At 50.1% G+C, this 13,919-nt stretch carries 11 protein-coding genes and 1 pseudogene; 6 read left to right on the top strand and 6 right to left on the bottom strand.

Annotated features, from left to right (window positions below; translation table 11 throughout):
• Window positions 1–68: 68 nt before the first annotated feature.
• Together EDM58_RS11215 and EDM58_RS11210 are read right to left on the bottom strand one after the other, a co-directional pair.
• Window positions 69–1,253 (bottom strand): bis-aminopropyl spermidine synthase family protein, encoded by a 1,185-nt coding sequence (locus EDM58_RS11215; protein WP_122913420.1) that lies wholly within the window; start codon window positions 1,251–1,253, stop codon window positions 69–71.
• 10 nt (window positions 1,254–1,263) lie between these two features.
• A pseudogene (locus tag EDM58_RS11210) lies at window positions 1,264–3,114 on the bottom strand (endonuclease MutS2); the annotation flags it as partial.
• A gap of 430 nt (window positions 3,115–3,544) precedes the next feature.
• Here EDM58_RS11210 and EDM58_RS11205 point away from each other — a divergent pair.
• From EDM58_RS11205 to EDM58_RS11185, 5 genes are all read left to right on the top strand, one after another.
• Window positions 3,545–5,122: a spore germination protein gene (locus EDM58_RS11205; RefSeq protein ID WP_246000675.1), complete on the top strand. Its 1,578-nt coding sequence runs from the start codon at window positions 3,545–3,547 to the stop codon at window positions 5,120–5,122.
• Window positions 5,119–6,303 carry a Ger(x)C family spore germination protein gene (locus tag EDM58_RS11200; RefSeq protein WP_183187481.1) on the top strand — a complete coding sequence of 395 codons (1,185 nt, stop codon included), beginning with the start codon at window positions 5,119–5,121 and terminating at the stop codon, window positions 6,301–6,303. The genes EDM58_RS11205 and EDM58_RS11200 overlap by 4 nt, the downstream gene beginning before the upstream one ends.
• Before the next feature lie 2 nt (window positions 6,304–6,305).
• Window positions 6,306–6,524: a hypothetical protein gene (locus EDM58_RS11195; protein ID WP_148039318.1), complete on the top strand. Its 219-nt coding sequence runs from the start codon at window positions 6,306–6,308 to the stop codon at window positions 6,522–6,524.
• Between the two features lie 4 nt (window positions 6,525–6,528).
• Window positions 6,529–7,650, top strand: coding sequence for a GerAB/ArcD/ProY family transporter (locus EDM58_RS11190; RefSeq protein WP_122913416.1), 1,122 nt, complete (start codon window positions 6,529–6,531; stop codon window positions 7,648–7,650).
• A gap of 77 nt (window positions 7,651–7,727) precedes the next feature.
• A complete protein-coding gene (locus EDM58_RS11185; RefSeq protein ID WP_122913415.1) occupies window positions 7,728–8,696 on the top strand; it encodes an MraY family glycosyltransferase in 969 nt (322 codons plus the stop codon).
• Window positions 8,697–8,753: 57 nt separating this feature from the next.
• Here the strand turns inward: EDM58_RS11185 and EDM58_RS11180 are convergent, their stop codons facing one another.
• From EDM58_RS11180 to EDM58_RS11170, 3 genes are all read right to left on the bottom strand, one after another.
• Window positions 8,754–9,479 (bottom strand): 3'-5' exonuclease, encoded by a 726-nt coding sequence (locus EDM58_RS11180; protein ID WP_122913414.1) that lies wholly within the window; start codon window positions 9,477–9,479, stop codon window positions 8,754–8,756.
• A 63-nt stretch (window positions 9,480–9,542) separates the two neighbouring features.
• Entirely contained in the window at window positions 9,543–10,949 is a 1,407-nt protein-coding gene (locus EDM58_RS11175) for a serine hydrolase domain-containing protein (protein WP_122913413.1), read from the bottom strand.
• Between the two features lie 2 nt (window positions 10,950–10,951).
• The gene (locus EDM58_RS11170; protein WP_122913412.1) at window positions 10,952–11,842 is read right to left on the bottom strand and encodes a serine hydrolase; all 891 of its coding nucleotides are present in this window, start codon (window positions 11,840–11,842) and stop codon (window positions 10,952–10,954) included.
• A 684-nt stretch (window positions 11,843–12,526) separates the two neighbouring features.
• On the opposite strand from EDM58_RS11170, the gene EDM58_RS11165 reads away from it, so the two are divergent.
• The gene (locus EDM58_RS11165; RefSeq protein ID WP_122913411.1) at window positions 12,527–12,910 is read left to right on the top strand and encodes a VOC family protein; all 384 of its coding nucleotides are present in this window, start codon (window positions 12,527–12,529) and stop codon (window positions 12,908–12,910) included.
• A 417-nt stretch (window positions 12,911–13,327) separates the two neighbouring features.
• Here EDM58_RS11165 and EDM58_RS11160 read toward each other — a convergent pair whose 3' ends face one another.
• The gene (locus EDM58_RS11160) at window positions 13,328–13,528 is read right to left on the bottom strand and encodes a cold-shock protein (RefSeq protein WP_122913410.1); all 201 of its coding nucleotides are present in this window, start codon (window positions 13,526–13,528) and stop codon (window positions 13,328–13,330) included.
• Window positions 13,529–13,919: the final 391 nt, after the last annotated feature.

Here is a 13,919-nt window from a genome sequence, read left to right as displayed (position 1 = left end):
TCCAACCACTCCCAAGAAAAATAAAACAGCAAAGGAGCCACCCTTCGATGGCTCCACAGCGTTGAAGTTTACTTGGGCGGCAAATGCCGTTTCTCCACCATGAGAAACGTATCGTTCTTGCAGCCGGGGCAGCCCTGATTTTTCAGCTCCTCAATCGTTGCCACCTCTCCTTGCAAACCAACGAACACCTCCTGGCCGCATTGCATGCAGCGATAGGTCCGCAACGTGCGTTTTACTTCCCCTGTATAAAGCGCGTCACAAAAGGCATCCTTGACCTGTGCATCGGTCACCGCGGTCGTCTCCAGGATGATCATCTGGCTGCGGTTCGCAATCATTTCTGCTCCTTCATACTGGTTGAAATGCTGGTGGGCGGCATGGACGGTGAGGCCCATACGGACAAATTCCCGGTTCATCGCGAGCATGAAATCAGGTGATTTATGGGCAAAGGACAGGAAGACCGGGAGCCCTTTCTTTTGCTTTAGGGCCGTGATTCCCCGTGAGACAAACAGGCTCATCCCTTGCAGCGTGTACGGCGGATCGGTGAAAAAGCAATCGTATTGCGCATGCCATTCGCTCGGAAGCGGATTTCGCAAATCCCAGGGAAAGCACCGGATGGGCAGTTGGGCGCGGTCTGCGATTTCATGGATGTGGCGTATAAATCGTTCATCGAGCTCCACCACATCGATCTGTGCTTGGGGCACCTCCATGGCGGGAAAAAGCTGCTGAAGGAGCATTCCCAATGAGACGTTGACCAGGTCATCATCGCCTACGCACAAAATCTTTTTGCCGACCAGGCTGTGGTGCTTCAAGCACAGGATTGCCCTTCGCAGGCTGGTTTCCGGCGTGCATTTCGACTGGTCAAGCTGGACGTTCACCTGCGGACGGCGGGCAAATTCTTCTGCAAGCCCCTCCAGAATCACCTTCATCTCAGGAAGGCGAACCGCTTCATTGATGTTTGCTTCCATGAGTTTCAGATACAGCGCCTTGTCAATGCCGCGATAGCCGCACCGCCGTTCAACCCATCGATTGGCTTCCTTCGTGCAATGGACGCCATTTTTTTGTTCAAGCGCGCCCTCGCGGATCAATTCTTTTTTGATCGCAGCCGCTACAGGAATGGGCAAGAAGGTTCTTCGCGCCAACTCCTTCGTGGAAATGCCGGGATGAAAATAGCAGGCGAGCAGCAGCTTCTCGATCACCTGTATTCCCTCGTCTACCTTCACCCGCGCTCCTACTTCTTCTACGTAATGTTTCATTGCGTCACTCCTTCACATTTTGTGAGATATGCTTTCGCTGCAATTTGACTTTCTGGTTTTGGATCAGGACGACGATGTTGCCTTTGGCGTCCTCTTTCTCGTACACAACGCCGCTTTTTCCCAGATAGGAGACAAAGACCTCATCGCCCGGCTCCAGGATGTTTTCTGGTTGCGGCTGTCGCCAAGCCTCTGTCTCGGCCTCTTGTTTTTCCTCTTTCTTTTGCGTTTGCGGTTCGTCGGACGGATCTGGCTGCCACGCAGGCAAGAGTACCTGTGACGGCTCTGCACGCATACCCGCCTCCGCAGCGAATTCGCCCAATCGTTCGGTGCGTGTGATCCCGTTTGCCGTGATTTCCCGCGAACGTTCGATGATGTCGTTCGGCAATCCGATTTTTAAAGCGATAGAAAAGGCGTAGCTCTGTCCGGCCTCCCCGATCCGCAAGCGATACAGCGGTTGAAGGGTTTCGGTATCAAACTCCATCCGGGCATTTTCAAAGCCGGGCGTTGCCGCGGCGAAATTTTTGATTTCATTAAAATGCGTTGTCGCTACAACCGTCGCCCCTCGTTTGTGCAGTTCCTCCAGGATGGCGATCGACAAGCCGACACCTTCACCCGGGTCGGTGCCGGAGGCCATTTCATCGATCAGGACGAGAGTGGAGGAATCTGTGGTTCTCAGGATGTCAATTACGTTATGAATGTGGGCGGAAAACGTGCTCAAGGCATGCTCCAGGCTTTGCCCATCGCCGATCTCTACTGCGATATGGCGGAAGATCGAAAACAGGCTTCCCTCTTGAACCGGAACCAACAGGCCCGACTGAACCATGAGGGTGAGCAGGCCCACCGTTTTGAGCGTCAACGTCTTGCCGCCCGTATTGGGACCTGTAATGATCAGGGATTTGTAGCGATACCCCGTCTCGAAGTTTAGAGGAACCATCCCTTCACCAAGCAAGGGATGCCGGGCTTCCCGCAGCCGGATAAACCCTTGTTCATTGATCTGCACATTGGAGCCCCCGATCGCCAGCGCGTACTTCGCTTTGGCAAAGAGAAAATCGTAGATGCCTACTGTCTCCACGTTTACGTGAAGCTCGCGGCTGTACTCATCTGCGAGAGCGGATAGCGCCATCAGCACTTTCGTCACCTCGCGCTCCTCCTCTCCCCTAAGTGCTTCAAGCTCATATTGGAGCTGGCTGATATCACTCGGCTCTACATACACGGTTTGGCCACTGGCGGATTCGTCCAGGACGTTCCCTGCCACCTGCTTGCGGTATTCTTTCTTGATCGGAATGACGTAGCGTCCATTACGCGTGCTGATAACATGCTCCTGGAGGATGGATCGGTACCTGCCCATCAACGAAGCCAGCTTGCTTTTCAGACGTTCTTCGCAGACGACGATCCGCTTTCGCACCTTCGCAAGGTCCTTGCTGGCTGTATCAAGTACCTGCCCACGCCAGATGCTGTTCTCGATCTCTCCTTTCAGCTTGGCAAGCGGGGACATCGCGGACGCAAAACTCGTCACATGCGGGGCTGCGCTTGCTTTTGCAGCCATGTACTTGATCAGTTGCGCGCAACTCGTCAGGAATTGGTGTATATGCCCCAAATCCTTGACATTGAAGACATGATCCTTGCCCAATAAGTCCAGGATGCGCTCGATCCCTTCCAGGGAAGGAATCGGCACACTGGCGCCATGCTCCAGCAAAGCTTTGGCCTCCGCTACCTCGTCCAGCATTTTCCGCAATTCTTTTGCACCTGTCATAGGAACCATCTTCTCGACATGTCTTTGTCCGAGGTAAGAGAGGGCGTATCCCCTGAGCTTTTCTTTGATTTTGCCGTACTCCAGTCGCTGCAAAGTTTGTGGATTCATCTTGTTTCGCTCCTTTTCATGGAAAATAAAAAAGGACGAAGAATGAACGAGTGTCATTCTCCGCCCTTATGGGTCCTATAAAAGTGCCCGCCAAAAAGAAAACCGTGCTGAAGACAGCACGGATTGTGGGCGCAATGTATAGGTCATATACCTAAGGCATTGTATGATATCCGCTGTTCTTAACTAATTCCCAAGGCCGCTCGTAATCCATGACTAAATAAACCTTGCAAGAGCTGCAAAATTTTCATGGACTTACTCCCAACCTCTGTATGGAATTTGATTAGTTAAGAACGACCACCGACATCAAAATCTCTCCTTAGACGAGGATATCCTCACTATACCGCGTGTGATCCGGTCCAGTCAAGAATAACTCCAGGAAGTTTGTGTTACCCTAACCAAAGTATAGTAAATCATAAGCAGGGTGTTCACCATGAAGCGGACCTTCAGGCTCAAAAACCGAAACAATCAAATGGTGCAGATGGAGTGCGGCACATCGTCCGGGGAGGAAGCCTCGATCCGGTTCGATCCATCGAGTCCTGACATCGAGGCTCGCCTGGACTTCCTCCAGCAGCAGCTGGCTGATTGTTCGGACGTCGTCACCCATAATTTTTTGGCTGGACCCCAACTGAAGTGTGCCTTGATCTATCTGCATGGCATGGTAGATGTGAAGATGCTGCAGAAGGACATTTTACAGTCCATGTTGTCTTTTCATGCAAAAAAAGCCTCTTCATTTACCCAGGCCATTTTTGTCAACAAACAACTTCCCGTCAGCGACTATCAGGCAATCCCCGTCACGGAAGGCGTCTCCTCGATCCTCGAGGGCAATGTTCTGCTACTTATAGATGGAGAAAGCCAAGCGCTCGAGTTCCCTATATCTTCAGTAAAAAAGCGTCAGATCACCGAGCCTCCCAATGAATTGACGGTGAGAGGACCGCGAGAAGCCTTTATCGAGAGCGCGGAGGACAATCTGACCCTGCTGCGCAAGCGGTTAAAAACCTCTGACTTCAAGACGGAAACCATGCGCATCGGGACCAAAACGCAAACAAAGGTATTGATACTCTACATCAAGGGCGTCTGCAAGGAGGAGCTGGTACAGGATATCAAAGGCGTCCTGGAAAAGATCGAAATCGACAGCGTTCTCGGAAGCAGCTATTTGGAGGAATTTCTGGACAGCGCTCCTTTCTCTCCCTTTCCCCAGGTGCAATATACGGAACGTCCTGATGTGATGAGCGCCGGACTTTTGGAGGGAAGGGTCGGCATCATCGTCGATGGCTCACCTATTTCGCTAATCGTCCCGGTTACGCTGCCGATGCTGCTCCAATCCGCAGAGGATTACTTTCAACGCCATGTAGCGAGCACCTGGATCCGCTGGATTCGCTATCTCTTCGCCTTCAGTTCTCTGGTCCTGCCTTCCTTCTACATCGCCATCACGACGTTCCACCCGGAAATGATTCCGCAAAAGCTGTTGATCACGATTGCCGGTTCTCGCGAAGTGGTCCCGTTTCCCGCTCTCATCGAAGCCATGATCATGGAGATTTCCTTCGAGGCTTTGCGCGAAGCGGCCATTCGCATCCCCAAACCGATCGGTCAGGCAGTGTCCATTATCGGCGCATTGGTCATCGGAACTGCTGCTGTGCAAGCGGGAATCGTTTCGGCTGCGATGGTGATTATCGTCTCGTTTACCGGAATCGCCTCGTTCATTATCCCTCACTTCGACCTGGGACTGGCATTTCGCTTGCTGCGTTTTCCAATCATGATCTTCGCTGGTTTATTTGGCCTTTTCGGGATCATTTGCACGATGATCTTTCTCTATATTCACCTGATCAATTTGCGCCCTTTTGGCGTCCCTTACCTGACGCCCATGACACCTTTTGTATGGAGTGACTTTAAAGACACACTGATCCGGGCACCCTGGTGGCTCATGCTCAAAAGGCCGGTCCAGTTTGGGCCCAATCGTGTCAGACAGCAATATTATCGGGCACGGATTCCAAAGGAGGATGGAGATTGAACAAGTCCAGTTTGGCCTTCCTGGTCGTTCTTCCTCTGCTGTTCCTCGGCGGGTGCTGGTCTTCGGTTGAAATCAACGATCGAGCATTTGTCCGCATGATGGTCCTGGACAAGTCGGAAGAGGGCATCGAGCTCACTCTCTCACTCCCTCTTCCCAGTCGCTTGATACCCGGACAATCAGGTGGTACTGGGAATCAAAACGGAAAACCATACACCTTCGTAACCAGGACAGGGCGTACGATCGGTGAAGCTTTTCGCTTGATCCAATCCGACCTTTCCAGAAAAATTACTTTCGGTCAGACAAGCGCGGTTGTCATTGGCAGCAACCTGGCCAAGGAAGGAATACTGCCGATCCTCGAATTTATTGCCCGAGAACCGCGATTCCATATCAACTCGAACCTTTTTGTCATACAAGGAAAGGCTATTGATATAACGCGGGCGCCTACCATACTGGAACGCTTCCCTACTGAAATCCTTCTAAACTACATGAAAGAAGCGATCATCGTCAAAACCAACACCAATGATGCGCTGATGGCCACTCACTACGGGGGAGACATGATCCTGCCCCTCCTCAAAATGGAGAGGAAGTCGATACCTAGTGAAAAAGGGGAGAATCTCTGGCTGCAAACGGCAGGTGGCGCTTTTTTTAAGCAGGGAAGGTTGGCAGGCTTGCTGGACATTCATCAAATGCGCGGTGCATTGTGGATTTTGGGCCAATTGGATACCGCCGTCATTACCGTGAAATCTGAAAAAGCCAACAGATATGTAAACTACATGGTCAAACGCTTGAACACTCGAATTGAACCGGTCGTCCATGGCGATCAAATTGCAGTCGTTATTCGCACCAAAGCTACTGCCTCTCTCATTTCCAGTGATGCTGAAGTGGATCCCCTAGATCCCCACGAACAGAAGCGAATGGAAAAAAAGCTGAAAGCCAAAGTAAATGAAGGCATTATGCAGGCAATCGAACTGGCAAGAAAGGCTGACTCGGACGCCTACCAAATCAGCTCCCATCTGGATTGGACGCATCCGAAACTATGGAAAGAGAAAGCTCCGAGATGGAGAGAAATCTATCGCAATCAAATCAAATTTCTCCCCCAGGCTGAAATTTCAATAAATCGGGTGGGTGCCATCAAGCAGCCCGTGAGAATTCATTCTATGGAAACGGAGGGAGACAAATGATCATGATTGCTCTTTTATACAGCGTTATATTGGGGATCGAGTTCAGGTATTTGCAGCTCTATCGACGAAAGCGGCGCACTTTCTACTGTGTGATCGGAACTATCGTATTCTCATTTCTGTATTTTGAAGCCTTGTATGTGTTTCGTGATCAATTTTCGATTGGGCTTTCGCTGGAAGCGATTTTCTCGCCGATAGATCAATTGATTGTGTGGAGAAGGTAAAATCATGGGCAATCAGACAGATAAAATTACACAGCTGCAGATCTACATGTTGTTCACCTTGTATCTTTTTACTACCATACTTGGATTCCGAATGAGCACCCTGGTAGCAGAGGCCCGATTTTCTGCCTGGGTATCATTGCTATGCGGATCCCTGATCGGATTGATCATCACCTTCCTGTGTTTTCGTTTGGCAGTGAAGCGTCCACAAGAGTTTTTTGGCTTTTACGGAAAAAGGATAGTGGGCAGCTGGCTGCACTATCCTCTCGTTCTCATCATCATTTTTTCGACCCTCTTTTCTGCTTCCTACATCCTGCGGGAAATTCAGGATTTCATCGTAGAAGTCTACCTGCCGGAAACACCTGAATGGGCCGTTGCTCTCGTATTTGGCATCTGCATCGCCTATGCGGTCCGCTCGGGCGTTCAGACGATATTCCGCTGCGCCCAAGGCATCTTTTTTTTCAGTATTCTCAGCATGATCATCGTACCTCTATTTGTATCCAGTGAAATGAAGTGGGACATGTTCCCTGCCCTGTTCAATCATTTTGACGCCCCTGGTATCTGGAATGGAACGTTTCTTACGACTGCTCTCTACGGAGAAATGGGGTTTATCATTTTTCTTTTTCCGTACTTTGCAAATGGACAGCGAACGATGAGAAGCATCAGCTGGGCCACCATCACTTCACTGATCATTATTTTCTCCAGCCTGATCCCTGTTCTGTTCATTTTCGGCCCATACGTAACCGGCAATCTGAACTATCCCGAGTTGGAGCTCATTCGCTTCATTCGCGCCGGAGCTTTCCTGGAGAACCTGGACCCTGTGTTATTGGCCGTCTGGCTGACCAGCGTTTTTATTAAAATCAGCATGCTTACCTATATAGCGGTCATCTTGCTCACGCATACCTTTTCTTTGGCGGATCATAAACCCTTTTCATTTTCTGTAACGGCTGTCATGATTGGTCAAGCGTTGTTTATGGTCAGATCTCACACGGAGCTTTCCTATATATTGTTGCACGGCGGCTCCTCTTTTCTGCTGTTTGCCCAGGCAATCCCGATCTTCTATTTATTGGTAGATGCGTTGCGCACGCGGCTGGGAACGAAGTACGAGAAACTTTCCCAGAAGAATTGACAAGGCATTGTCGACAATTGCCGCTATTCTTTCTATAATGGTGGGGATTGAGAAAAACCGTTCTCAGGTTGTAGGAGATGATTCCGATTTCGTACGCACTTTCCTTTTTGCTATCGTTTTGTATCGTGATGATCCTGATTCCTCCCTTGCGCAAATTGGCTTTCAAGCTTGATTTTGTGGACAAGCCCAGAAAGGACGTCGAACGTAAAATACACCGCGAGCCGATACCGCTGACTGCCAGCTATGCGATTTTCATCGGCTTCGCTGCTTCTTTCCTGCTGTTTTCAAAAGAGTCCGCCATTCAGACGATTGCCGTCCTCTGCGGCTCGGTGCTGCTATTGGTTATCGGCACCATCGATGACTGGTACAAGACACAGGGGAAAGACTTTTCCGCTCTTCCAAAGCTGATCGTACAGGTGTCTGCCGCCGTGATCGTCTATCTTTCGGGCATCACCTTTTCCGGCTTTTACAACCCGCTGAGCGGAGAGTACATTCTGCTCCCCGTCTGGCTGCAATTCATTCTGACGATCCTCTGGATTTTCGGCGTGACGACCGTGATCAACTTTTCGGACGGGATGGACGGGCTGGCTGGCGGGCTGACGGCGATTTCTGCCGGAACGCTGTTCGTCGTCGCCCTGGCAAAAGGGCAAAGCACGTCTGCTGTGATGGCAATCAGCCTCATCGGGGTGTCTCTCGCCTATCTGCGCTACAACAAGCCGCCGGCGAAAATTTTCATGGGTGATGCTGGAGCGACGTTTCTTGGCTTTATCCTGGCCGTGATCGCGCTGGATGGGGCCTTCAAGCAAGCGACTGTCCTCTCCTTGTTCATCCCGATACTGGCCCTCGGCGTCCCGATTTTTGACAATCTTTTTGTCGTGACCAAGCGCCTGCTGCAAGGAAAGCCGATCTACCAGGCAGATGCCACACAGGTTCATTACCGCCTGCTGAAGTCCGGATTAAATCCCAAGCAGGTCGTCGCCTTCCTTTGTCTGATCAGTGTTTGTTTCAGCTTGACGTCTATCATTCTGCTCCTTCTGGGAGTATGACGTACAAAAAATGCCGTCCGGGACCATCGCCCGGCGGCATTTTTTATATTCTACAGGTTATTTCTGCTCGATTAGAGCGGCCGCTTCGGCAGCAGCCTGCTCCATTTTTTTACGATGCTGCAAGCAAGAGATGCACTTTTTGCTCTTGCGTCCGAAAGCCGTGTAGTATTTGGACTTTTTGCACGAGCGGCAGGTCATGTACAGCGAGCTGGACATCGCGTAATTTTCTTCCGGCGTATTCTTCATAAGCGGAATGATCTTGTTGTATTTGACGAGCAGATGGGCCGTGTGGATCGAGTCGACCAGTGCCGAATGAAGCCTTCCTTCCTGTACGATTCCCGCTTCGTCAATGGCGTCTTTTAACCCCATTTGCTTGCGCTGGGCAAGCTGCATGCTGATAGGGGGCTGGATGTCATTGTAGTTTTTCAACCAGGAAAAAGGCAGTCCGAAGCGTGCGCAATGTTCGATCATCAAGCGTTTATCGTCTTTTCCCCAGGTACATAGATAGTAGTCCTCATCATGCCCGATCCACTCCAGAAAGTCGGCAAAAGCTTTGGGAAACGGGATAAAATCGGGCAGATTATCCTTGTCCAATCCGATGAAATCACAAGTCCGCTCGGATATGCGGCGTTCGATGGCAGGAAAGGTGTAGCGTTGAAAGGTGTCTACTTCGACTCCGTCTTTGCCTGGTACGACCTTGGCTGCACCGATCTCGATGATCTCGGGAATCTTGTTTTTCTGAAAGGTGAGGGTCGTTTCCAGATCAAATACGATGATTTGCATGGGTGATCACATCCTGAGCGTAATACTTCTATTATGACGCCAGACGGGGGAGAAAATCAAAGCCTATCCGACCTTGGTCAATTGGCGCAAGGAATAACTCATCCTCTCTACTATTCCCTCATCCGAGCGGAAGAAGTCAATCCAGCTAGCAGAACGGCCGCGACGGAAGACAAAGCTGTCTGCTCCGACAGGGATCAGCGGATAGGACTTACCGTCCTCTTCCAGGTACAGCTCATTTTCTTTGCTCACGATCTCGGCCTTCATCCATTCCTGCGACTTGTACAGCCCGACATACTCCCCTAGCCTCTCACCCGGCAACTCCATTTTCTCGATCGGGTAGATGAGGGCATCTGCAGGTCTGTTCGAGATCGTGTTCAGGACGCCCAGCACCAGATCGCGTACAGGGACGCCATCCACATTGCACAGCACGACGCCGCTCAGTCCCGTCTGCGGCTGAACAAATACGTGCGAGCTGATTCCTTTCAGCGAGCCGCCATGCTCGATCAATGCTCCGCCCGGAAAGGCAGGCGAGATCATCAGCCCGTAGCCGTAGGAGCGATACCCGTCGCATCTGGCATGGGGTGCGGTCATCTGTTGAATGCTTGCACGGGACAATACACCGGCAGGAGCCTCGCCGCCTGTACGGAACATCTCCAGATAGGCCATGAGATCACGCGCTGTCGACTTCAGGAACCCGCATGCGCGCATCGCCGGCGCATCATGCCAGAGCGGAGCCGCAATCACCTGTTCATTGCCATCTATTTTTTTTCGGGTATACAAGGTGGTGACATCTTCTGAATCTGCCAAATCCTCCACCGCAAATACCGTTCTCGTCATTCCCAGCGGATCCAGGATATGCTCCGTCAGGTACTGCTCATAGCTCATATTGCTGACTCGCTCGATAATGGCTCCGAGCAGACCATAGCCATCGTTATTGTAGCTAAACGCTGTGCCGGGCGCTCCTAAAGCCGTCCCCTCCCACTTGGCGATTGCATCCAACACCTCTTCGTATGTATCGAGGTAGGGAACTGTCTTGAGCTCCTCTTCGGCCTCTGTCCCCAAAATCGCCGGGTCTTGCTCCAGACTGCGCTTCATCGCGCCGTCCAGGTAGGGCAAGGGAGGCATGCCAGGAGTATGCGCCATAAAATGCTCAATCGTAATGGCGTTTGTCATCTCATCATCCAGAAAGCGAAACTCGGGCAAATAGCGTACCACCGGATCGGTGACGGACAGCTTGCCTGCCTCCTGCAACTGCATGATGGCCGCACAGGTAAAGGATTTGGTCACCGAAGCAATTCCGAAAACGGTATCCATCGATAGCGGCAGTTGCTGCTCTTGATCACGTACGCCGAAGCTTTTCTGGTAGATCCATTCCCCATCGCGGGCTACTGCGATAACCGCACCAGGAACCTCGGATTCTTCCATCAGTTTTTTCGCAAAATCCTCAAATGCTTCTGTCCATTGCTGCATGCTTACACCCCTCCCATGGCCTGATCGTAGACGGCTCTCGCCACTTTTGCTATCGTACGCTCTGCCTCCTGCTTTTCTTCCACTTTTCGCGACAGGACGGAAATGGCTATTGATCCTTTTCCCTCTGGCAGATAGATAATGCCTGCGTCATTCACAACCCCGTTCACGGTGCCTGTCTTGTGCGCAACCTTGGTTCCCGGCGGCAGGAGAAGCGGCAGGCGGCTGTTGTACTGTTGGCGGCGCAGGATGTCCAGGATCAGATCGCAGGAGGCAGCGCTCAAAATCTCTTTTTTCGCCACCATCGTCAGCAGACGGTTCAAATCGGCTGGTGTCGCGACGTTGTTTTCTGTCGTCGGTGCCGCGACATCGAACAGCAATTCATAATCTCCCGTCTCTTCCCTCCGCTCATATTCGGCGAAGCCGGCTGGCGAAGGCGACGGTTCCTCCATCCCCACACAGCGATTCAACAGCTGCCAGCAGGTTTGCGGGAGATGGATGCTTTCCAGGCCCAATTCGCGCATATGCGCTTCTATATTTTCCAGCCCGACGAGATTGATCACCATGTCGGTGGCGTAGTTGTCGCTGACGATCGTCATCAGCATCGCCAGGTCCTTAACGGTCAGCTCAGCACCGGAATCCAACTCCTGCAAAACACCCGAACCCGGTACCCGCTCTTCATATCGCAAGGGAATGCGCTGATCCAGTCTGATTTTCCCCGCTTCCACATCACGCATCAATGTCGCAATTATCGGAATCTTGAAGACGCTGGCCATCTGAAACAGCTGATCAGCCTGGTGGCCCGCTGTCATCCCGCTCTCCAGGTGCGTAACAGCCACCCCGAACTCTCCTCGCGCTTCCCGCAAAACCTCATCAATCGCCTGTTGCCAATTCATGACCATGCCTCCATTCGTCTGCTTGCCTATTCTCGTGTTCCCAGGTATTTCGACATGGGGGAGGCATTTTCCTTGATCAAGTATGAGCCGTGGTTTACAAGGTTGTCCGAAGTTCCCCGTGTCCTTTATTAGTGATCGTCCGGCTGTAGTGGTGGAGAGGAAAAAGGGGAGAACGCTCGAGGCGGGTTGGGATCTTTGCTGGGGGACATCCCTGGTCGGCTCCATTCCAAAGGCGGAACCGCGGCCAAAAGCAGCCATTTCCAAGAAGTGGTTCAGGGTTGGCCGCTGAATGCGTGTTCCGCCTTTTCCATTGCGCCTGGGTCAAGATCCCAAATGCCTTCGCTTTTCTCCCCTTTTTCCTCGGCCAGCTTTTGCCTGTCCTCTACTTTTCTTTCGGGTTATTCAAGATGTTTTTTGCAAAAACTACTTGAGTTTCCGCCTTTTGATAATCTGCTGATGGAGCGGAGCGCGAGGTGTTCGATGAAAATAAGGTTATAGACTGAAAAAATATAGTATTAGACTGGTTATTAAGTTAACGGGCAGAAATGCGGGATAACAACATATCTTGATGTCCACTTTAACCTGGTGTTGTTCATCCAGTGTCTGCTGAATGTATGAGTTTTTTTGATTGGAGCCAGATTGATAGCAGAGAGCGTAAAAAATATTAAAGGAGGAAAAAATTGTATGAAAATCGTTATTACTAGTATATTCGTACAAGATCAAGACAGGGCACTGGAGTTTTATTCAGAAAAGCTGGGGTTTGTTAAAAAGGAGGATGTTCCTGTCGGAGAATTTAGGTGGATAACGCTTGTATCTCCCGAAGAGCAAAACGGTACAGAGCTTTTACTCGAGCCGAATGATCATCCTGCCGCCAAAGAGTATCAAAAGAAGATATTTGCTGATGGCATCCCAGCAACAATGTTTGGCGTTGCAGATATTAATAAAGAGTATAAACGATTATTGGAAAGCGGCGTGAGGTTTACTATGGAGCCGACAAAAATGGGCGAACTCACAATAGCTGTCTTCGACGATACATGCGGCAACCTTATTCAGATTGTCCAGATGTAACTTCAAGACCACATGGTTAATGCGAAAAGTCTGCTGCCACTTCTTTAGGGCTTTCTCAAGTAATTTTCTATAGCGTTGTTCGATCATGGATATTGAATCGTTATGGAACGGAAGACGATGGCTCAATCATGACGTGACGGCAGCCGGCCAGACGCTCGGTTGCCTTTTCATTATGCTTGCGGGCAGTTTAGTGGAATACCGTATGACTATGGCCACCTTAATAAACAAAGTGGGCTCGAGATTCTTGTCGCCACTCCACTTTGTCAAACTGTTGTGTACTATGCTATACTGACTCTACCATTTACTGTACCTGTACCATTTCCCTACTCATTTGCTTGGGTAGGGTTTTAAATTTGTTTTTCCGGACAATAAAAAACAGACTCTTAAAAAAGAGTCTGCTTATATTGGTTGTCATTTTTAAGCTTTTTGAACGTTAGTAGCTTGGGGTCCACGTTGCCCCTTTTCTACGTCAAAAGTAACTCTTTGACCTTCGTCAAGAGATTTGAAGCCTTCGCCTTGAATAGCTGAGAAATGAACGAATACATCTTCTCCGCCTTCACGTTCGATAAATCCAAAACCTTTTTCTGCGTTAAACCATTTTACTGTACCTTGTTCCATTGTTATTGCCTCCTAGTGTGATAACCACACATGTATTACTATCCTTGCTCTCAGGATCATCAAGACGAAAAGTTTTTACCTATGCTATCCTTCACTCCGAACAAAAATAATTCTTTATTAGAATAACAGGAAATTAAACGGATAGCAATTTATTTGAGTTGTTTGTCAAACGGAATTAGATTGGGCCGTTAATTTATTGGTACCGAATCTAACGTATCCGCTATGAAAAAACAAATTGAAGTGATCTCTAATAATCCTACTTATTACGTAATTAATTCCAGAAAGATTGGGATTTGGCTTGAGGGTGTTATAAAAAAAGAAGACCTGTCGGTTGATGGAAGTGAATTGAGGAACACATATTTATTCGCAAGTGTGTTTGGCAAAATAAAAG

Origin of the sequence: Brevibacillus panacihumi (genome assembly GCF_003710985.1) — a bacterium.
GTDB lineage: Bacteria > Bacillota > Bacilli > Brevibacillales > Brevibacillaceae > Brevibacillus > Brevibacillus panacihumi.
Note: the sequence above shows the minus strand (reverse complement) of the source record. Positions and strands in the feature narration are given on the sequence as shown.